The 20,741-nt window shown below is 48.1% G+C and carries 19 protein-coding genes; 15 read left to right on the top strand and 4 right to left on the bottom strand.

Annotation, left to right across the window (positions count from 1 at the left end; all coding sequences use genetic code 11):
• The first annotated feature begins 90 nt into the window (after window positions 1-90).
• The gene (locus LRL21_RS09695; protein WP_240415580.1) at window positions 91-855 is read left to right on the top strand and encodes a TPM domain-containing protein; all 765 of its coding nucleotides are present in this window, start codon (window positions 91-93) and stop codon (window positions 853-855) included.
• A gap of 81 nt (window positions 856-936) precedes the next feature.
• Here LRL21_RS09695 and LRL21_RS09690 read toward each other — a convergent pair whose 3' ends face one another.
• Complete coding sequence (locus tag LRL21_RS09690) at window positions 937-1,299, bottom strand: winged helix-turn-helix transcriptional regulator (protein WP_076235835.1); 363 nt, start codon at window positions 1,297-1,299, stop codon at window positions 937-939.
• 158 nt (window positions 1,300-1,457) lie between these two features.
• Here LRL21_RS09690 and LRL21_RS09685 point away from each other — a divergent pair, with 158 nt between their 5' ends.
• From LRL21_RS09685 to LRL21_RS09660, 6 genes are all read left to right on the top strand, one after another.
• Entirely contained in the window at window positions 1,458-2,678 is a 1,221-nt protein-coding gene (locus tag LRL21_RS09685; protein WP_240415579.1) for an MFS transporter, read from the top strand.
• A 78-nt stretch (window positions 2,679-2,756) separates the two neighbouring features.
• Window positions 2,757-3,599: an aldo/keto reductase gene (locus LRL21_RS09680; protein WP_240415578.1), complete on the top strand. Its 843-nt coding sequence runs from the start codon at window positions 2,757-2,759 to the stop codon at window positions 3,597-3,599.
• Window positions 3,600-3,823: 224 nt separating this feature from the next.
• Window positions 3,824-4,228: a Fur family transcriptional regulator gene (locus LRL21_RS09675; RefSeq protein WP_240415577.1), complete on the top strand. Its 405-nt coding sequence runs from the start codon at window positions 3,824-3,826 to the stop codon at window positions 4,226-4,228.
• A complete protein-coding gene (locus LRL21_RS09670) occupies window positions 4,198-4,953 on the top strand; it encodes a winged helix-turn-helix domain-containing protein (protein WP_240415576.1) in 756 nt (251 codons plus the stop codon). The genes LRL21_RS09675 and LRL21_RS09670 overlap by 31 nt, the downstream gene beginning before the upstream one ends.
• Before the next feature lie 145 nt (window positions 4,954-5,098).
• On the top strand, window positions 5,099-5,344 hold the full coding sequence (locus LRL21_RS09665; RefSeq protein WP_240415575.1) for a glutaredoxin family protein: 246 nt from the start codon (window positions 5,099-5,101) through the stop codon (window positions 5,342-5,344).
• 65 nt (window positions 5,345-5,409) lie between these two features.
• Window positions 5,410-5,982: a peroxiredoxin gene (locus LRL21_RS09660; protein WP_240415574.1), complete on the top strand. Its 573-nt coding sequence runs from the start codon at window positions 5,410-5,412 to the stop codon at window positions 5,980-5,982.
• Between the two features lie 172 nt (window positions 5,983-6,154).
• Here the strand turns inward: LRL21_RS09660 and secD are convergent, their stop codons facing one another.
• Entirely contained in the window at window positions 6,155-8,308 is a 2,154-nt protein-coding gene (gene secD / locus LRL21_RS09655) for a protein translocase subunit SecD (protein ID WP_240415573.1), read from the bottom strand.
• Between the two features lie 28 nt (window positions 8,309-8,336).
• The gene (locus tag LRL21_RS09650; protein WP_240415572.1) at window positions 8,337-8,687 is read right to left on the bottom strand and encodes a hypothetical protein; all 351 of its coding nucleotides are present in this window, start codon (window positions 8,685-8,687) and stop codon (window positions 8,337-8,339) included.
• Window positions 8,688-8,958: 271 nt separating this feature from the next.
• On the opposite strand from LRL21_RS09650, the gene LRL21_RS09645 reads away from it, so the two are divergent.
• The 5 genes from LRL21_RS09645 (at window position 8,959) to LRL21_RS09625 (ending at window position 16,542) form a co-directional block, all read left to right on the top strand.
• Window positions 8,959-11,271 (top strand): ATP-dependent DNA helicase, encoded by a 2,313-nt coding sequence (locus LRL21_RS09645; RefSeq protein ID WP_240415809.1) that lies wholly within the window; start codon window positions 8,959-8,961, stop codon window positions 11,269-11,271.
• 400 nt (window positions 11,272-11,671) lie between these two features.
• The gene (locus tag LRL21_RS09640; RefSeq protein ID WP_240415571.1) at window positions 11,672-13,426 is read left to right on the top strand and encodes an ABC transporter ATP-binding protein; all 1,755 of its coding nucleotides are present in this window, start codon (window positions 11,672-11,674) and stop codon (window positions 13,424-13,426) included.
• Between the two features lie 5 nt (window positions 13,427-13,431).
• The gene (locus LRL21_RS09635; protein ID WP_240415570.1) at window positions 13,432-15,681 is read left to right on the top strand and encodes an ABC transporter ATP-binding protein; all 2,250 of its coding nucleotides are present in this window, start codon (window positions 13,432-13,434) and stop codon (window positions 15,679-15,681) included.
• A gap of 351 nt (window positions 15,682-16,032) precedes the next feature.
• The gene (locus LRL21_RS09630; RefSeq protein WP_076235817.1) at window positions 16,033-16,236 is read left to right on the top strand and encodes a cold-shock protein; all 204 of its coding nucleotides are present in this window, start codon (window positions 16,033-16,035) and stop codon (window positions 16,234-16,236) included.
• A gap of 75 nt (window positions 16,237-16,311) precedes the next feature.
• A complete protein-coding gene (locus LRL21_RS09625) occupies window positions 16,312-16,542 on the top strand; it encodes a cold-shock protein (RefSeq protein WP_240415569.1) in 231 nt (76 codons plus the stop codon).
• A gap of 120 nt (window positions 16,543-16,662) precedes the next feature.
• Here LRL21_RS09625 and LRL21_RS09620 read toward each other — a convergent pair whose 3' ends face one another.
• Entirely contained in the window at window positions 16,663-16,878 is a 216-nt protein-coding gene (locus LRL21_RS09620; protein WP_240415568.1) for a CsbD family protein, read from the bottom strand.
• A 197-nt stretch (window positions 16,879-17,075) separates the two neighbouring features.
• Here LRL21_RS09620 and LRL21_RS09615 point away from each other — a divergent pair, with 197 nt between their 5' ends.
• The 3 genes from LRL21_RS09615 to LRL21_RS09605 all read left to right on the top strand — a co-directional run bounded on the left by LRL21_RS09615 (window position 17,076) and on the right by LRL21_RS09605 (window position 20,731).
• Window positions 17,076-18,824 carry an ABC transporter ATP-binding protein gene (locus LRL21_RS09615; protein ID WP_240415808.1) on the top strand — a complete coding sequence of 583 codons (1,749 nt, stop codon included), beginning with the start codon at window positions 17,076-17,078 and terminating at the stop codon, window positions 18,822-18,824.
• 153 nt (window positions 18,825-18,977) lie between these two features.
• The gene (locus tag LRL21_RS09610; protein WP_240415567.1) at window positions 18,978-19,655 is read left to right on the top strand and encodes a response regulator transcription factor; all 678 of its coding nucleotides are present in this window, start codon (window positions 18,978-18,980) and stop codon (window positions 19,653-19,655) included.
• Window positions 19,652-20,731 (top strand): HAMP domain-containing sensor histidine kinase, encoded by a 1,080-nt coding sequence (locus LRL21_RS09605; protein WP_240415566.1) that lies wholly within the window; start codon window positions 19,652-19,654, stop codon window positions 20,729-20,731. Before LRL21_RS09610 ends, LRL21_RS09605 begins: the two co-directional genes overlap by 4 nt.
• Window positions 20,732-20,741: the final 10 nt, after the last annotated feature.

Genomic DNA, 20,741 nt, shown 5'->3' with positions numbered 1-20,741 from the left:
GTGGGGCTGTTGTTTGTGTGCATCCCGTTTGTGGTAATAATGGATATACAGACATTTCAAGCTGTGCAATCCATGGGGGAGGGAATCCGAATGAGAACAATTCAACTGTTGGTGCTGCTGCTGCTCGTCTTTATTTTCAATTCATCCATCCAGACGGTGTACGCAGTCAATGTACCTGAACGCTCGGGAGCGGTGACAGACCCTGCCGGACTGTTTACTGTCGAACAGGTCAAACAATTGCGTGAAACCTTGCAGGATCAAAGCTTTGAGCTGGTTGTTGTTACAGCAAAAGGTCTGGATGAGGAAGCGATTCAGCAATTTGGCAATGATGTGTATAACACATGGAAGCTGGGAGCCAACCAGCTGCTGCTAGTTGTCACTGACAAGCCTGGCACGGCCCAGCTGGTTTATGATAATGAACAGATAGCGAAGGCAGTATCGAGCACGGATGCAGGTAACGCACAAGGGATTATTGATCTTCAATATAAACCGATGGCGGCAAAAGGAAGCATGATCGAAGGTATCAAAAGTGTCAGCAGCTATGTGAATGGTCTGAATGTGCCGGTTACCAAGGAACCTTCTCCACAGCCTGTCCCGAGTGGGGTAGGGGTGACACCTCCTGTTCAGCCTTCGGCATCAGAAGGGGCATCTGGGTCGGGGAAGCCGGTCCCACCAAAAGGAGAAACACCAACAGCGCCAGTTACATCTTCCCCATCGGGTGTTGGGGGAACAGGGGCAGCGAATGTGGCGAACCCGAATTCTTCATGGACAGCCTCAATAGTTACCATTATTGTGAGCATATTGATTGTAATCGGTGCTGTCGTGTATATGATGAAACGTTCCCGGAGGACGTAATAAACTATTATACAAACTGTACAATGATAACCACACCATGATCTGATGGGTGGTTTTTTGTTTTCTATTTCAATTGAACCGTTATTTATTTAATATATTATCCTCCAATACAGCCGATTTATCCCCGTAAACCTTTGTAATATGAATTTCTCCCCAATTGCACAGTGCGCTTAATATACTGTCCAGACTCCATCCGTATTCACTCAGCTCATATTCGACCTTCGGCGGAATTTGATGATAAATAATTCGCGTAATGACCCCATCATCCTCTAGTTCCCGTAACTGCTGGGTGAGCATTTTTTGTGTAATTTCGGGCATCAGGCGTTTCAATTCACTGGTGCGCTTTTTACCATGAGTGAGATGGCACAGAATGACGCACTTCCATTTTCCGCCAATGACCTCCAAGGTCGCTTCGACTGAAATATTATATTTCTTTTTCAGCATGGTGATCCTCCTTATTTATAGGTACTTAAAAGTACCTATAGTACTTATTAGTACCTATAGAACTTAAAAGTACGTACTTTTAATTATTGTCCATATAAATCATAATAACATTTGTCGACTTGCTGCTACAACATCCAACAAGAATAGGGGGTTATGAAATGGTCCTGGATAAAAGAAGAAGCACGTTAGCGCTGCTGGCTTTGGCGGTCAGTGCATTTGCGATTGGAACCACTGAATTTATTAGTGTTGGCTTGCTGCCACTCATAGCCGAAGATTTACAGATATCTATGACAACAGCAGGATTAACCGTTTCGATATATGCGTTAGGGGTCACCTTTGGAGCGCCGGTATTGACGGCACTTACCTCTAGTATGTCACGTAAATCGTTATTGTTATGGATTATGATCGTTTTTATTATAGGAAATGGTATAGCAGTCGGTGCTAGCAGTATTGGTGTGTTACTAACAGCGCGTGTCGTTTCTGCGTTGGCCCATGGTATTTTTATGTCGATTGGCGCTACAATTGCTGCTGATTTGGTACCGGAAAACCGCAGAGCCAGCGCGATCGCGATTATGTTCACAGGGCTTACTGTAGCGACGGTGACAGGGGTTCCCTTCGGAACGTTCATCGGACAACAATTTGGCTGGCGCTTTGCCTTCCTCATTATTGTTGTCATTGGCATTATAGCCTTGGTGGCCAACAGCATTCTGGTTCCGTCGGATATTAGAAAAGGTGCGCGTACCACCTTGCGCGATCAGGTCAAGCTGGTTACGAATGGCCGGTTACTGCTTGTCTTTATTATTACGGCACTTGGTTACGGTGGAACCTTTGTAGTGTTTACCTATCTGTCTCCATTGCTGCAAGAGATAACCGGTTTTCAGGCAAAAACGGTTGCGATTATTTTGCTTGTCTATGGTATTGCGATAGCTATTGGGAACACGATTGGCGGCAAGCTGGCTAACCGCAATCCGATTCAGGCTTTATTTTATATGTTTCTTGTACAGGCAGTGGTGCTTGTGATCCTGACGTTCACGGCCCCCTTTAAGGTAGCAGGTTTAATTACGCTTTTTGTGATGGGACTGTTCGCTTTTATGAACGTGCCGGGACTTCAGGTGTATGTCGTGACGCTGGCCCAACGTTTTGTACCGAGTGTGGTTGATGTGGCTTCTGCTATCAATATCGCCGCGTTTAATGTTGGAATTGCCCTCGGTTCCTTTCTCGGCGGGATGATCGCTGATTCTATAGGACTTATCCATACGGCATGGATAGGCGGTGTGATGGTTTTTGCAGCTATGCTTCTGACAGGGTGGAGTCGTTCACTGGAACGAAAGGATCAGCAGGTTCAACAAGCTCAAGCGGCTCAAACCGTAATCGAATAACCCATCATTTAAGCACACAACTCAGTAGATGCTTACGAAGTAAGTTTTCTATCGAAAACTCTTAGGAGGTTTATCCAGATGACGAACAACTTACAGGATACAATTACTTTGCATAACGGTACAGAAATGCCGTGGTTGGGGATTGGAGTATTTAAGGTAGAAGAAGGGCCGGAGCTGGTTCAAGCTGTGCAAACAGCGATTGCGCACGGCTACCGCAGCATAGACACAGCGGCCATTTATGGCAATGAGGCTGGTGTGGGACAAGGCATCAGGGAAGGGATTGAGAAATCCGGTATTGCCAGAGAGGCGTTATTCGTCACCTCGAAGGTATGGAATGCTGATTTAGGCTATGAAGCAACAATAGCTGCCTATGAAGATAGCCTGAATAAACTCGGTTTGGACTATTTGGATTTATACCTCATTCATTGGCCTGTTCAAGGTAAATATAAAGAGGCATGGAGAGCGCTGGAGACGTTGTACCAAGCAGGGCGAGTGAAAGCTATTGGTGTAAGTAATTTCCAGATCCATCATTTGGAGGACTTGATGAAGGATGCAGTCATCAAACCGATGGTGAATCAAGTAGAATACCATCCGCGGTTAACCCAAAAGGAGCTTCAAGCATTTTGCAGACAGCACGATATTCAACTGGCAGCTTGGTCTCCTTTAATGCAAGGGCAGCTGCTGGATGATCCTGATCTTCAGGAGATCGCCACGCGATATGGTAAATCCGTCGCTCAGATTATGATCAGATGGGATCTGCAAAACGGTGTTGTGACGATCCCCAAATCTACCAAAGCTCATCGGATTGTTGAAAACGCCGCGGTGTTCGATTTTCAATTAACAGATGCCGATATACAGCGAATAGATGGATTGAATCTCAACCAGCGAGTAGGCCCCGACCCTGACAATTTTGATTTCTAAAAAGGGATACAAGGACGGCGGTACTGCGGGGATAAGCCTCTGATAATACCCTCAACCCTGTAGTAGCCTCCTTATATAGCTCGCACCTCCAAGTAATAATCCTGAGTAGTTGAGGGTTATTGCTTTTTCTATGTAAGCAGCCTGGATGTGGAACGATGTATTGACTTCTTCCCTATTTATATTTAAACTTAATCTAAATATAAGTGGTAAAGGGTGAGCTTGCGATGACACGAAAAGGAACACTGACCATACAGCGCAAGACGATTCTGGAAATTGTAACGATGGCAACAGATCATCCGACTGCTGCCGATGTGATGGAGAGGCTAAAGGAACGCGGCTGTCAGTTCGCCTATGCGACCGTGTACAACTCACTTCGCTATTTGACAGACGAAGGGATGATTCGCGAGCTGAAGCTCGATGGAGACTCCAGCCGCTACGACGCACGAACAGAAGATCATCAGCATATCGTCTGTGTTTCCTGTGGCCGGGTCGATGAGGTATTCACCGATGCACCGCAGGAGTGGCTGCACCGTGTAGCGGAAGAGACCGGCTATGATATACAAGAGCAGCAATATTTGTTTAAAGGAGTGTGTGCGGCATGCAAAATATCAACCAAACCTATCCATTGAGTCCGAGTTCGCAGTCGATTCCACAGCAATCGGTAGCAGCAGACTACCCGATGGATGGAGACTTTTGCGTCACCACACGAAGAATTATGATCATCAGTCCATGGCCGGCCTCACTGCACAGCCTGGTTGGGGAACTGACAGTCAAATGCTACGATGTTCTCTTATTTCACCATGCCGATGATTCCGCACTCAATCTGCTGCAGGGCGATCTGCTGCTGATAGATCAGACACGGGGCAGTATGTCGGGTGAAGAGATTCAGCATTTGCGTGCGCGCGGTATTCCGATGCTGTCCCTGATCAGTGAAGGAACGCCACCGAATCAGGTTGGGAGTGATTTCATTGTGTGGCCTTCATCGATGGAGGCTCTCGTGGAGCGTATCCAATCGTTCGATGCCCCAAGCAGCCGTCCCGTATTCGGTGGCAATGATCAATTGCAGCACAAAGATATCAGGATGGACTTGAAACGGATGGTTGTATCCCGTGGAGAGGTGCGTATTGATTTGACCAAAACCGAGTTTGATTTGCTGAAGGTGCTGCTCAGTGCTGATGGCAGCGTGCTGTCACGGCAGACGATGATGGATCTGGTGTGGGGAGATCAATATTTTGGAGGCAGCAACACTGTAGATGCGCATATCAAAAGCCTGCGGCACAAGCTGGGGGACGATCCGAGGCAGCCGCAATACATTGTTACCGTTCGTGGTGTGGGTTACAGATTGACCGATTAAGCTCTTCATGAAACCTTCACGATACCTTCATTATACCTTCATGCAGCTATCTTGCTTGAATGGTATTCTTTTTTTAGCAAGTTTTTAAACTTAGTCTAAATTTAATAAAGGGTCAAACGAGACCCCATACAAGGAGTGAAACACTATGTCCACAGCTGCAGCGAACGTCATCGTCTATACCGGTAACCATTGTCCTTATTGCAATCAGCTCAAGAAATATTTAAACGAGCAAAATATCGCGTTCGAAGAACGTAATGTCGAAACCAACGACCAATATGCTGACGAGTTGCAAAATATGGGGATGAGCTCCATACCGGTAACCGTCATCGGTGAGCACACCATTCTCGGCATGAACACGACACGAATCAAAAAAGCATTAGCCGGAGAATAAGCTTGTGCACGACCATCTATACAACCAAATAAATAACCCAAATTAACGATCAGGAGGAACATCAAATGACAATACAAACACAGCAATTTCCAGTCGTATCGCAAGCCAAAATAGGGGAAAAAGCTCCAAGCTTTAATTTGCCCTCCACCAAAAATTTAACGACTCTAGAGGAGAATGTCGCTTTAGAGGATTATGCAGGCAAATGGCTGCTGTTCTTTTTCTGGCCTTATGATTTCACTTACGTATGTCCGACCGAAATTATCGCCTTCAGTGATCATGCAGCGGCATTCCGCGAGCTGGATTGCGAGATCGTAGGTGCATCTGTCGACAGCGTGTATACGCACCGTGCCTGGATACAAACGCCGCGTGATCAAAGCGGTATCGGCAGCATCCAATATCCAATCGCCTCCGACTTTACGAAGGAAACCGCACGCGCTTATGGTATTCTGGACGAAGCTACAGGCTCTGCGCACCGTGGGCTGTTCATCATTGATCCAGAGGGTGTGCTGCGTTATCAAGTCGTCACCGATATGAACGTGGGCCGCAGTGTCGAGGAAACGCTTCGTATCCTGCAAGCTCTGCAAGCCGGTGGCTTATGCCCTGCCAACTGGAAGCCAGGACAAAAGCTGCTCGGGTAAAAGGCGGCTGTGCTCCGAGGATGAAGCAAGTAGCTATGAGCAGCAATGCACATATACACGAAAAGGAGCTGCCGCGGCAGCTCCTTTTGCTCGTACACAATGATTCTATTCGCTATGAATATACACATATCCGAGCATGTCCATATTCATAATCCTAACAATTAGCCTCCTATTAACTCACACTCGAACGCCGTAATGGATCTAATAAACGTGGGTACCGTTGCACAATGACAAGCCACAGCTGTGCAGCAATGAAAATCGAAGAATAAGCTCCACTTATTAAACCAAGAATCAGAGCGAGGGAAAAAGAATGCAGCCCCTCTCCCGCGAACCATTGGAGCGACATGGCGCAAATAAAGACAGTCAAAACCGTATAGATCGAACGACGCATCGTCTGCCACAAGCTTCGATTGACGAGCTCGTCCAAATCTGCAACGGTCCACGACGGAGTTCTTCTTAAATTCGTTCGAATCCGGTCGAAAATAACGATGGTATCGTTAATCGAATAACCGACGATCGTCAGGATGGCCGCAACGAAGGTAGGATCGATTTCAATCCGGAAGAAGGCGAATAGACTGACAGGAATGAGTACGTCATGAAGCAGAGCGACCACACAAGCAATACCAAATGACAATTGAAAGCGAATCGCCATGTAGATAACAACGCCTCCCGAAGCTATGAGTAAAGCCAAGCCTGCTTTTTTGACCATTTCTTGTGCGATCACCGGGTCCACCGTAACATCCTGTTTACTGACCTGATCCCCGTATTTGGCTTTTAGATCGGCTTCCATCGCCTTTAAGCGGTCTGCTGCAACCGGCCGATCAAACGTAGTTGTGGCGTATAGATTGCTATCACCGTATTTTGTAACGGGTTTCATTTCCGATTCAGGAGCATTTGTATGAAGTATATCAGCTACTGCCTGCACCTCGAAAGGCTTACCAACATAGACATCCAGCCGGGTCCCCGATTTGAAATCCACACCAAGCGTGAGCCCTTTAGCCAGAGTGGTCCCCGTGCCGCAGAGCAGAATAAACAGGGATACATACAAAAACCATTTTTTCACCTTTACAATATCCCAAGAGATTGTAGCTGCAGCTTTTCGGGTGTTGCTGCTTCGGATTCCATACCATGCCATATGATTGAACCATCCGGTGCCCAGCACGATCCAGAGAATAAAACGCGTGCCGAATACGTTGGTAATCATGCTTGCAATAAGGGTCATGATCAAAATCAGCGAAAAACCTTGCACCGAGCTGCTTCCTGCGTTTAGCAAAACAACAGCTGCAATCAGCGTAGTCATATGAGCATCCAGAATCGTTACAAACGAATCCTTCTGTCCCTTGCGAAATGCCGACAATACACTTTTTCCGTCATGCAATTCTTCTTGTATCCGTTCGGAAGTAATAATATTGGCATCAACAGCCATACCGACAGCTAGAATAAAGCCCGCGATGCCGGGCAGTGTCAAAGCAGCATTCATGAAGTCAAGTACAACCAAACATAGATAAATAAATCCGACTAATGATAGGATGGCTACAAAACCCGGCAGCCGATAAACGACCAGCATAAAGATGCATATGAATAAAAAAGCGAGAAAACCGGCAAACAACGTATGCTGTAAGGCCATTTCACCAAGGGAAGCGTTAACGGATACGACCTGTTTTTCGATCAATTTGGCAGGCAGTGAGCCTGCGTTGATCAGCTCCTTCAGCTCATTGGCAGATTCTGTCGTAAAGTTACCTTCGATGGTCGCAGTTCCGCCAGAAATAGGCTGCATAATGCGGGGAGAAGAGATAACCTCATTATCCATGGCGATAATCAGCGGCTGCCCTACATGGGCCTGTGTTGCTCGTACCAGCTTATCAGGGTCGGCAAAAGTCACTGAAATAACCGGTCTGTTGAGATTATCGTAGTTCAGTCTCGCACCAACGGGGGCCAAATCCCGTCCGTCCATAAGCAGTTCTCCCGACGAACTTTTAAAGGTGAGGTGAGCAGGTTTTCCGATTAATTGTCGAAGCTCCTCTTCATTGGCGGCTCCGGCAATTTTCACTCTGATTCGATCTGTACCTTCAATCGTAATCTCCGGCTCGGCTACCTTGCTGATATTGACGCGCTTATCTATCATTTGCTCCATTGCGATTAATAGATCTGCATTCACGGCTTGCTGCGAATCGATCGGTTCCACCTGATACAAGATCTCAAAGCCGCCTTTTAAATCCGATCCGAGCTTGATATGGCTGACAACCGTAGAGGTAGTCGAAGCAACGAGGGAACCTATGCAAACCAGAAACAGAAATAACCCACACAATCGGGCCCATTTTTTCATATACAATTCTCCTTTTTTCTAAGTTTGATTAGAAGAAAAGGAGCACACCTACATACCGGGACTTATATTTAATGGGGAATAGAAGTAGAAGTCGCTTGAGCATAGCGGCGAATGCATACAAATGAGGCATTAACAATTGGGAGGGAAACAAGGGATATATCATCATAAACAACAGGCAAAAGAATATAAAAATCGACATAGGGGAAGAAACGAGGTTTGAACTTTCTTTGAGTACGGCATCGTAATGCAGACTGTGATCGATACTTGCAAGCAGTGCTTGTTCGGACTGAACGCTCTGATCCAATGACAAGCCAAAAGGCACGACGCAGCACAGACAAAGCATAATAGCAGTCAGCAATAATTTAGTGAATCTTCCCATGAGCTCACCTCCTTCTTACCAAGATTATAGTTATGGTAGTCGAATTATACGGACAAGTCAATCACTGGGAACAAGTTAAGCGCAACCAGCACCGCTATCCATACGAACATATGTGTGGTATAGTCGGAATAGATATTTACCTCGAACTGCTATTCCTGATTAATGGACAGGTGATACGATGCAAGGGAACGAACCGACCCAGCCCACAACACCCGTGAACCCAGCAATTTCTGAAGATGTACCTACACCGGGCATATCTACTAAGCCTCCATTGCCGATCATACAAATAGCGGTACGAGCCTTGGTGGAATATGTGTGCCGCAGCGGAAGCATCGATTCCGGATTTCGGACGGTCAGCACGCTGACCGAAGGCACGAAGGCCCATCAGCATATACAAAGGCAGTATGGCGAGCATGACTTGAAGGAAGTATACCTGACAACGGAGATCCCTTATGGCGATCTCCTGTTTGTCATTGATGGTCGCTGCGACGGGCTGCTGCTGTCCGAGGCTGCATACACGATTGATGAGATTAAATCGACTGCGATGTCCATCGCACTCATAACCGAGGACATGTTCCCGGTCCACTGGGCGCAGGCCAAATGTTACGCCTACATGTATGCGCGTGCGCAGGGGCTGGAACGGATGCGCGTTCAGCTTACCTATGTACAGGTGGATACCGAGCAGCAGAAAAGATTCGTCAAGGAGGCAGCATTTGAGGAGCTTGAGCAGCATATGCAGGAGATGATCCGGCAGTATGCCCCCTATGCACAAATGCTGCAACGGCACGTACGGCAAAGGGATAGCAGTATCCGTGAGCTGCCATTCCCTTTTAAGGCTTACCGCGAAGGGCAGCGCAAGCTGGCAGGTGCTGTGTATCAATCGATAGAAACGGGAAGCAAGCTGTTCGCCAAAGCTCCCACAGGTACAGGGAAGACGATCTCGACGATCTTTCCTGCTGTCAAGGCGATGGGCATGGGACTATTGCAGCGTGTTTTTTATGTGACCGCCAGAACGACGACAAGAACGGCAGCGGAGGAATCCTTTACACTTATGCAGACAGCAGGGCTGCATATGCATACGGTGACACTGACTGCCAAGGATAAAATATGCTTCAAGGATGAGGTCAGGTGTACGAAGGAGCATTGCGAGTTCGCGGATGGCTACTATGATCGGATTAATGGCGCGCTGCTCGATATGTTAACCCACGAAACACTGATTAATCGGCCCATCATCGAGCAGTATGCCCGTAAGCATCGGGTATGTCCATTTGAAATGTCACTGGATGCTGCTTATGCCGCAGATGTCATCATCTGTGATTATAATTATGTGTTTGATCCACGTGTATCCTTGAAAAGGCTGCTCGCCGAGCAGAAGAAGCAGACGGCAATCCTTGTCGACGAAGCTCACAATTTGGTTGATCGGGCGCGGGAAATGTTTTCAGGTGTGCTGCATAAATCGGACTTTTTGAACGTTCAAAGGGAATTCAAGGCACTTAGTCCGAGCGTCAGCAAAGCGGCAAAAGCCGTTAATGAGCAGTTCATTTCACTCAGAAAACAAAGCACGGAACCCGTTCGAATTACTCAGGAGCCTCCGCAGGCACTGCTCGATGAGTTGGAACATTTTATTGTCCACGCGGAAAAGGAGCTCGCCTCCCACGGAGGGACGGCTGACCATTCGCTGCTGCTGGATACGTATTTTGCCGCTCAGAGCTTTGTAAGGATTGCCAAGCTATATGATGAACGCTTTGTAACCTACGCCGAATACACGAAAAGCGAGGTAGAGATCAAACTGTTCTGCCTTGACCCTTCCTACCTGCTGCAGCAGATGGGCAAAGGCTACCGTTCTCATATCTTTTTCTCGGCAACACTGGCCCCCTTCGCTTATTTTATGAGAATGCTGGGAGCGGGCGAGGAAGATTACACGGTATCGATCCCATCTCCGTTTTCCAAAGAACAGCTCGACGTCTACATTCAACCGCTCTCGACCCGATATCAGGATCGTGAACGTACGAAAGTGCCACTCACACAGCTGCTAAGCCAATTGCTGGATACAAAGCCAGGCAATTATTTGTTCTTTTTCCCTTCCTATGCCTATATGAACGAGGTGTATGAGGCTTTTACAGCCTTAGCGCCCCATAGAAAAACAATTTTGCAGCAGGCGGACATGACGGAGGAAGATCGCGATAGCTTTCTGGGCGCATTTGATGCAGACAATCGGGAAGCCTTTGCAGGGTTTGCCGTGATGGGCGGGATTTTCTCGGAAGGGATCGATTTGGTCGGAGATCGTCTAACAGGTGTTGTGGTCGTAGGTGTAGGATTGCCGCAGCTGGGTCTGGAGCGTAATATCATCAAGGATTATTTCCATGCAGCGGGTCTTCATGGCTATGATTATGCTTATGTATTTCCGGGAATGAACAAGGTGCTGCAAGCCGGGGGGAGACTGATTCGCTCGGAGCAGGACCGCGGACTACTGATGCTGGTGGATGACCGTTATCTCCAGCCTCAATATCAACGCCTGCTGCCCGAGGAGTGGAGGCATTATACGGTTCTGCGATTAGATGGCGATACAGCAGGTCCGCAATAAATATCCTTATGAGAAAGAACAATTATAGTTAATATTTCCATATAAAAGGATTGACAGCACTTTACGCGCCATGTTAACTTACACTATATCCAATCGATCTTATTAACCAATCAACCCAGGTATCCCTAATCGTTCAGGAAAAGGAGGAGTCTACGATGAATAACATGAATACAAGCACAGTCCATCTACATTTTGGCGATCACAGATTTGCCCTTAATTTCATAGTTGATGGCGTGGCCTTCCTGACCTTTGGACGCAAGAGATGCAGTTAACCCAACATGGGTATTGCTGGTGAATCCAAGGCTCCTGCCACGTTTTTCGTGGCATGGGCCTTTATTATATAAGGCGCATCGCATACGAGCGGTGTGCTTTTTTGTATTTAGAGATAGGAGAGTGACTTATGATTGATGTGCTGCACAAGCTGGGATGGTTTTTTAAGCTGGAGCGCAAGCGGTATACCGTGGCGATTATCCTGCTCACCCTGGCAGGTATTCTGGAAATTATCCCGCCGATGCTGGTCGGGCGTACGGTGGACCTGATTCAGCTCGGACAAGTGACATGGCAAAGCATTACGATGACGCTGCTTCAGCTGGCGAGTATTCTGGTAGGTGTCTATGTGCTGGCGTATTTTTGGCATTATCAATTATTTGGGGGCTCCTTTGTAGTTGAACGTTTGATGAGGTCAAGGCTGATGAGTCACTTTCTGAAAATGACACCAACGTTCTATGAACGGAACCGGACAGGGGACTTGATGGCACGCACGACCAATGACTTGAAAGCTGTCGCACAAACGGCCGGCTTCGGGATATTGACGTTTATTGATTCCACCTTGTGGATGGCTACCCTGCTTGTCACGATGACCGTGTTTGTATCATGGAAGCTGACGCTGGCCTCGATTATCCCGCTGCCGATTATGGCGATTCTGGTCAGCCTGTACGGGAAATGGATTCATCAGCGCTTTATGGACGCGCAAAATGCTTTTGGACATATGAACGATGAGGTGCTGGAAACCATCTCCGGTATCCGCGTAATCCGCGCCTACACCCAGGAGCGTGAGGCAGAGCGTGATTTTGCCAATATTACACAGGATGTGCTGGATAAAAATTTGGCAGTTGCCCGAATCGATGCTTTATTTGAACCGACAATCAAAATATTGGTAGGAGCCAGCTACCTCATTGGTCTGGGCTATGGCGCCTATCTGGTTTACCATAATGAGCTGACGATTGGTGGCCTGGTCTCCTTTAACGTCTATCTCGGGATGCTGATCTGGCCGATGTTTGCCATCGGTGAGCTCATTAATGTGATGCAGCGGGGCAACGCCTCCCTTGATCGTGTGCATGAAACATTGGGTTATAAGCCGGATGTTCCGGAGCCTATGGCGAGTGAGACAACAGGAGTCGAGCAGCCAGGGCAAATTGAGTTCAACCATGTGACCTTTCGTTATCCGTCTTCCTTAACGGACAATCTGAGTGATATCTCATTTATGTTGCAGCAGGGCCATACGCTTGGCATTGCGGGTCGCACGGGCAGCGGCAAAACCACGCTCATCAAGCAGCTGCTGCGGGAGTATCCAGCAGGACAGGGGTTAATCTCCATCTCGGATATACCCATTGAGCAATTGGATATGGACCAGTTGAAATCGTGGTACGGGTATGTGCCGCAGGAGCCCTTTTTATTTTCCAGAACGATTCGAAACAATATTTGCTTTGGTAACGATATCGCAGAAGAAGAATTGGATCGCGCCCTCCATGCAGCGGCACTCAGTAAGGATTTGGCTTATTTGCCGAATGGACTGGAGACGTTGGTTGGGGAAAAGGGTGTTGCTTTGTCTGGTGGACAAAAGCAGCGTGTATCCATTGCCCGAGCGCTGATTAATAATCCGCCTATTCTGATGCTGGATGATGCATTGTCTGCCGTAGATGCGAGGACGGAAGCAGAGATTATATCCAACGTCCGTTCACTGCGAGCTGATCAGACGACGATAATTGCGACCCATCGATTGTCGGTCATTCGACATGCCGAATGGATCATCGTATTGGATGCAGGACGAATTATCGAGCAAGGCACACATGAACAACTGATGCAGCTGCAGGGCTGGTATCAGGAGCAGTATGAACGGCAGCAGTTCGAAGCCGAAGGAACCGAAGGCGGGTGATCAAAATGAGCTTGGACAAGGAACGTAATGCGAAGAAAATGAACAGCACTAACGATACAGAGGGAAAAGCGGCAGCCCAAGAAGCCGATTCAGCTGACAAAAAGGCTCAGGGAGCGGCGACCTACAGCTCTGAGCAGCCTTCCACACAGTCCTCTGTCAAGGACAAACCGCAGCCGGAAGGGACTGATCTCTTGCTGGAGCTGGATAAGGAACCGCCCAAGGGCAGTAAAACGGCAACGATCCGAAGGCTTATCGCCTATGCCTTTCATTATAAAAAACAGCTGCTGGTGGCGCTGATTATGCTGTCTGTCGCCGTAGGCACGGATCTGGCAGGGCCGTTCATAGCGAAACGGATTATCGATGTGCATATTTCCGGAATCAGCAAGCCATGGTATACGACGGGAGTGGAAGGACCGTACACGGTTGCTTATGAAGGTGCCTTCTATAAAAGATCCGATCACTTTGCAGCGAATGAAGCTCATGGCGGCGAGGTGCGTGTGCTTCAGGTCGGCAAGGATTATTACTTTATCCCAGAGCCGGTCAAGGCGGATGGTTTGCGAAGCATGACCAGTGAAGGGAGGATTTCCATTGACAGCGGCACGAATGTCAGCACCTATCCCGCAAGAAGACTGAATACCGGGGAGCTTTTCCGCTTCTTCGAGCCGGAATTCGGCGGATTGATACGCTTGTGCGGGTTTTATCTTGGTTTGCTTGTGGTATCGGCTCTGTTCTCTTATGGACAGCGTTATTTCCTGCAAGCTTCAGCTAACCGGATTATTCGCCGCATGCGGACGGATGTGTTCGGTCAAATTAATCGGCTGCCGATTCGTTATTTCGATAACCTGCCTGCAGGCAAGGTCGTATCGCGCGTCACAAATGATACCGAAGCGATTCGCGAGCTGTATGTGACAGTGCTGGCGAACTTTTTTACAGGAACGATTTATATGGCGGGAATTTTTCTGGCATTGTTCCTGCTGGACGTGCGGCTGGCGGCGATTTGTCTGTTTATTCTTCCACTGCTCGTGCTGTGGATTTACGTGTACGGTAAATTTGCCAAGCGTTACAACCGGATTATCCGTGCGGCGGTCAGTGAGATTAACGGGATCGTGAATGAATCGATTCAGGGGATGCCGATTATTAAAGCTTTTCGCAAGGAAAAAAAGATGAGCAATGAGTTTGAAGCGTTCAACACCGAGCTGTATAAGTATCAAAACAAGCTGCTGAGCCTAAACTCATTAACCGGACATAATCTGGTCGGGGTGCTCCGTAATTTGGCGTTCCTCTCACTCATTTGGTATTTTGGCGGGATGTCTTTAAGTGGACCGGAGCATGTGATCACGCTTGGGGTGATGTATGCCTTCGTGGATTATTTGAATCGATTGTTCAACCCGATCGTCAATATCGTGAACCAGCTGCCTAATCTGGAGACGGCTCTCGTCTCCGCTGAGCGGGTGTTCGAGCTGCTGGATGTAGAAGGAACCGACGTAGCAGACGGCAAGATGGACCGCTATCAAGGTCATGTGCGATTTGACGATGTATGGTTCGCCTACAAAGAGGGTGAATACGTACTGAAGGGCATATCGTTCGAGGCGATGAAGGGGCAGACGGTGGCATTCGTCGGGCATACCGGCTCTGGGAAAAGCTCGATCATGAACCTGCTGTTCCGATTCTATAACGCAGAGAAGGGTGTCATCACGATAGATGGGATGGACGTAAACCGCCTGCCGCAGCAGACGCTGCGTGAGCATATGGGGATTGTGCTGCAGGATCCGTATTTGTTTACCGGTACGATAGCCTCCAATGTGTCCTTGGATGATCCCTCCATATCCAGACAGCAGGTGGAAGCAGCCCTGGAAGCTGTTGGCGCCAATCGTCTGCTTGAGCATTTGCCGCAAGGCATTGACGAGCCTGTTATTGAAAAAGGCAGTACGCTTTCCTCGGGGCAGCGGCAGCTAATCTCGTTTGCACGCGCACTTGCCTTCAATCCGGCGATTCTGATTCTGGATGAAGCGACATCGAACATTGATACGGAGACGGAGACCGTCATTCAAGAAGCCCTGGAAGTCGTGAAAAAAGGACGCACGACCTTCGTAATTGCCCATCGGTTGTCAACGATCAAAAGCGCCGATTTGATTCTGGTGCTGGACCGGGGACAAATCGTCGAGCGGGGGTCTCATGAAAGCCTGATGAGTGAACGCGGCAAATATTATCAGATGTACCGCATTCAGCAGGGCGAGCTGCTGCCCTCAATTTAAATTTAGGATAAATCCAATCCATGAGTTGTTAGTTTCGAAGAAGAGCAGAGGGGCCAATTACCGCCCCTTTGCCTATCGATTTCGACGCATTTGACAAGAACACATTACCAGAAATGCTGATTGCAGCAAGACTGGAAAAGATGGAAAACATTTATATTTGTTAAATCGCCACCCACAACTTGCTATCCTTAATTATGTGTGGTAAGATGAACTTAATAAAGAATCCGTAACCAATATTCACATATTGCAAAGGGTTATCATGTACGATGGAACCTTTCGCAATGTGTGAATTTTTTATTTGTGGTAAACAATAAAAACAGCATGTTAATAAAATTTTGGAGGTCATTACACATGGCACAAACAGGTACAGTTAAATGGTTTAACGCAGAAAAAGGATTTGGTTTTATCGAAGTTGAAGGTGGAAACGATGTATTCGTACATTTCTCCGCAATCACTGGCGAAGGCTTCAAGTCTTTGGACGAAGGTCAACAAGTAGAATTCAACGTTGTTCAAGGCAACCGTGGACCACAAGCTGAGAACGTTGTAAAATTGTAATTTAAAAAGCTTTACAGGCTGCCCTTAACTTACGTTGGGGGCAGATTTTTTTTGAGATCATCGAGGAGGCGCATCATGTATTTTCGAAAAAAATCGACTGAGGATATCCCTTTGGAAAATACCGCGATTTGGTCATGCGAGAATGAATCCTGCATGGGATGGATGCGAGATAATTTTGCGTTCGAATCGGCGCCGGTCTGCAGCTCGTGTCAAGCCCCTATGGTCAGTGGCATGAGAATGCTGCCTATGCTGTCCAATACGAACAGTAATTTCAAATCGCTCAAAAAAGGTGTTCAGATCTCGTAGTCTTCGATCAGATGGTGTCATTCTTGACGCTTGCTCATAATACAAACAAGGATCGCTCCAATGGGGCGATCCTTGTTTGTATTGCAAAAGCAAAAGTAAAGAGGTATCGAAAATCGTGTTTTACACGGTAGTTTTGGAATCATAGCTGGAGGACCACTCATGGTATTCCTTCTCAGCACGGGCTTTATCATAACCGTAGCGTTCCTGAATTTTGCCGATCAGCTTTTCACGCTCGCCGTCAATAACATCCATATCATCATTCGTCAGCTTCCCCCATTGCTTCTGGGTTTCACCCTTGATTTGCTTCCATTTGCCTTTAAATACGTTGCTGTCCATCGTAATCACTCCTTTTATAGTTTGAATGGATCATCATTCTGCTCAAGATACTATTACCCGTAAGCAGCTTTTATTAATCATGATGGGGTAGCTGGGCCAGATGGGCCAGATGTGGAATTGTTGTTTACATTGTGTTTATATAAATAGGGTATGTTCTTCTTAACGAATCCAGATGGATAAGGAAAGGTTGATATATGATGAAGCAAGCAAACGGGACCAGCGGCTGGAGAGAATTCATCCAGCTGATCTGGCAGACGAAGCCTCCGCTCCTGCTGATGGGTATTGCGCTCGCAATGAGCATGGGCTCTACCTTGGTTGGATTAAGTATTCCATTATTCACCAAAAATTTGGTCGATAGCTTTTCGCTAGCCTCACTAGATCGAATTCATATCATTGGATTGGCTGCGGCTTTTATCATGCAGGCGGTTGCTGCGGGTATCTCGATTTACTTGTTGAACCGTGCAGGGCAGACGGTAGTTGCATCACTGCGGGATCGGCTGTGGAAAAAGCATTTGCATTTGCCGATCGCCTACTATGATAAGAATCAAACCGGAGAAATGATCAGCCGGATCATTAATGATACAGGCATCGTCAAAGGGTTGATCACGGAGAATTTGACCAACCTCATAACCGGCACGATCTCGATCATTGGCGCAATAGGGGTGCTGCTGTATCTTGATTGGAAAATGACGCTGCTGATTATCATGGTCATTCCGCTCTCCATGCTGTTCCTGATGCCCTTGGGACGCCGTATGTACAAGATATCGAAAGGCTTGCAGGAGGAAACGGGCAAGTTCAATGCCGTGCTGGGGCGGGTATTGACCGAGATTCGATTGGTGAAGGTATCCAACGCAGAACGGGTTGAATACGACAACGGCAAGCAGGGGATCGATCATTTATTCCGATATGGCTTGCGTGAGGGCAGGATTCAGGCGTTCATTGCACCGCTGATGTATTTTGTGCTGATGCTGCTGTTCGTGACCATCATTGGCTATGGGGGGCTGCGGGTATCCTCAGGCGAGCTGACGTCCGGAGATTTGGTAGCCTTTCTGTTGTATTTGTTTCAGATCATTATGCCGATTACGCAGGTATCGAACTTCTTTACGCAGTTTCAGAAAGCGATGGGTGCTACCGAACGGATTATTGCGACCTTGAAGGTAAATGAAGAAGTGTTGGACAGCGGCATTACCTTGGAGGATAGCCAGCGGGCGATTCGGCTGGAGAAGGTATCGTATGCCTACGAGTCCGGGGAGCCTGTGCTCAAGGATGTCAGTCTGACGGTCGAGCCGGGCAAGGTAACAGCGATTGTTGGACCGAGCGGCGGAGGAAAAACGACGCTATTTTCCCTGCTGGAGCGATTCTATGAGCCGCAGAGCGGGATAATTCGGATGGGCACGGAATCCATCAATGAGATGTCCCTGAAGTCATGGCGAAGCCAGATCGGTTATGTATCTCAGGAAAGTCCGTTGATAGCCGGCACCATCCGCGATAATATTACGTACGGTACGGAGCGGGAAATCAGCGAGCAGGAATTGCAGCAGGCGGCGCGGCTGGCCTACGCCGATGTATTCATAGATGAGCTGCCCAAGCAGTACGAAACTGAGGTTGGGGAGCGGGGGATCAAGCTGTCCGGCGGACAGCGGCAGCGAATTGCGATCGCAAGGGCACTGCTGCGTGACCCGCAGATTTTGATGCTGGATGAGGCGACGTCCAGCCTGGACAGCATGTCGGAGGTTGTTGTGCAGAAGGCCTTGAAAAACGTGATGCAGGGCCGAACCACCATTGTGATTGCCCATCGGTTATCGACCGTGGTGGATGCCGATCAGATCGTATTTATCGAGAAGGGCAAAGTGACGGGCAGTGGCACACATGAAGAGCTGTATCAGTCCCATTCGCTGTATCGCGACTTTGCCGATCAGCAGCTGCGTATGCAGCCATTGGCTTAAAGCGCTGGAAAGCTTGGGAGAGCTGGTCGCGGAAAATCAGGGCTTGAGCAGTTTGTTCCAGCGGTGTTATTGCCTGTACCATCGTCGGTATGGGCGGGTAAGGTTATATCGATCAAAGATTGATAAGCCTGATGATAAGGGAGGAGTATCAAGATGCCTGCGATATTAGTTGTTGATGATGATCCGCATATCCGCGAGCTGGTGGGGTTGTTTTTGCAGCGGGCAGGGTTCGATGTGCTGGAGGCCGTTGATGGACAGGATGCCCTCCTCAAGCTGGAAGGATCCAAAGTAGATATGGTGATTCTCGATATTATGATGCCGAATATGGACGGCTGGGAGCTGTGCAGTGAGCTGAGGGAGCACTACGATAAGCCGCTTTTGATGCTGACCGCCAAAGGTGAAACGACTCATAAGGTCAAAGGCTTCGAGCTTGGAACCGACGATTATTTGGTTAAGCCGTTTGAGCCGGCAGAGCTTGTTGCGAGGGTGAAGGCGCTCTTGAAGCGGTATCGGGTAGCGGCCTCTCAGGAGGTGCAGATTGGTACGCTGTATATGAATCGTCATACGTTCGAGGTAAGGCTTGGAGATCAGGCATTGACGCTGCCCTTAAAGGAGTTTGAGCTGTTATTCAAGCTGGCCAGCTATCCTGGACGAACCTTGTCACGGGAGCAGCTGATCGAGGACATTTGGGGTTACGATTTTCAAGGAAACGAACGTACACTGGATGTGCATATTAACCGCATCAGAGAGCGATTCACGGATGGGGATGCACTCTCATTTAAAATCAGCACAATTCGCGGTCTGGGCTACAGGCTGGAGGGGGAAAGGTGAAGAAGGAAAGGCTGCGGCATTTTGCAAAGGGCGTGCTGGGTACGCTTGTGGCTCTGTCAGTTGAGGTAACCTGCTGTGCTCTGGCGTATGTGATTACCTCCTGGTTTTATACGTATAAGGGTATAGAGGTGCCGGACCTGATCAGTCAGCTTATTAACGTGGCGCTGGGATCGATGTTCGCCATATCCATCATACTCATCATCGGCTTCATCTCAAGGCCCAAGCAGATGCACTTTATTCATGTAGTAATGGAGGCTATGAGACAAATAAGCCAAGGGAACTTTAATGTCAGTCTGGACAAGACGAGCCGCCATCAAGGGCACTTCGAAGTGTTCGTCGACAGCATCAACCATATGGCACAGCAATTAAAGCATATGGAGGCTATGCGTCAGGAGTTTATTTCCAATGTATCGCACGAAATCCAATCGCCGCTCACGAGCATCAATGGCTTTGCGCAGGCGCTGCAGCAGGATCATCTTAGCGAGGACGAGAGAAGGCATTATTTGCATATTATCGAAACAGAGAGCAGGCGTTTATCACGGTTAAGCGACAACCTGCTGAAACTGACCTCGCTGGAATCTGAGCATTATCCTTACAACCCTGAGCGATATAGACTGGATAAGCAGCTGCGCAGTTTGGTATTAGCCTGCGAACCGCAATGGCTCAGCAAAAACATCGACATGGACGTATCGCTGGTTGATATGGAGATTGTCGCAGATGAGGAGCTGTTGAGCCAGGTATGGGTTAATTTATTGTATAACAGTATCAAGTTCACACCGGAAGGCGGCACGATAACGGTTCGCATGGAAAAGGAGCAGGATCAAGTTTTGGTAAGTATTTCCGATACCGGTATCGGGATTGCCGAAGAGGATCAGGCACGAATCTTTGAACGTTTTTTCAAGGCGGATGTATCGAGGAATCGGTCGGTCAGCGGCAGTGGTCTGGGCTTGTCCATCGTACACAGGATCATAGAGATGCATCAAGGAGCTATCAGGGTAGAGAGCAAGCTGGGGATAGGAACGACCCTTACTGTTAAATTGCCGGAGACAGCTGAACAACCACAATCCCCGGAATAAGGGAGGTCAA

Origin of the sequence: Paenibacillus periandrae, assembly GCF_022458865.1 — a bacterium.
Taxonomy (GTDB): domain Bacteria; phylum Bacillota; class Bacilli; order Paenibacillales; family NBRC-103111; genus Paenibacillus_S; species Paenibacillus_S periandrae.
The sequence above is the reverse complement of the archived record's forward strand: the minus strand, read 5'-3'. Positions and strand labels throughout refer to the sequence as shown.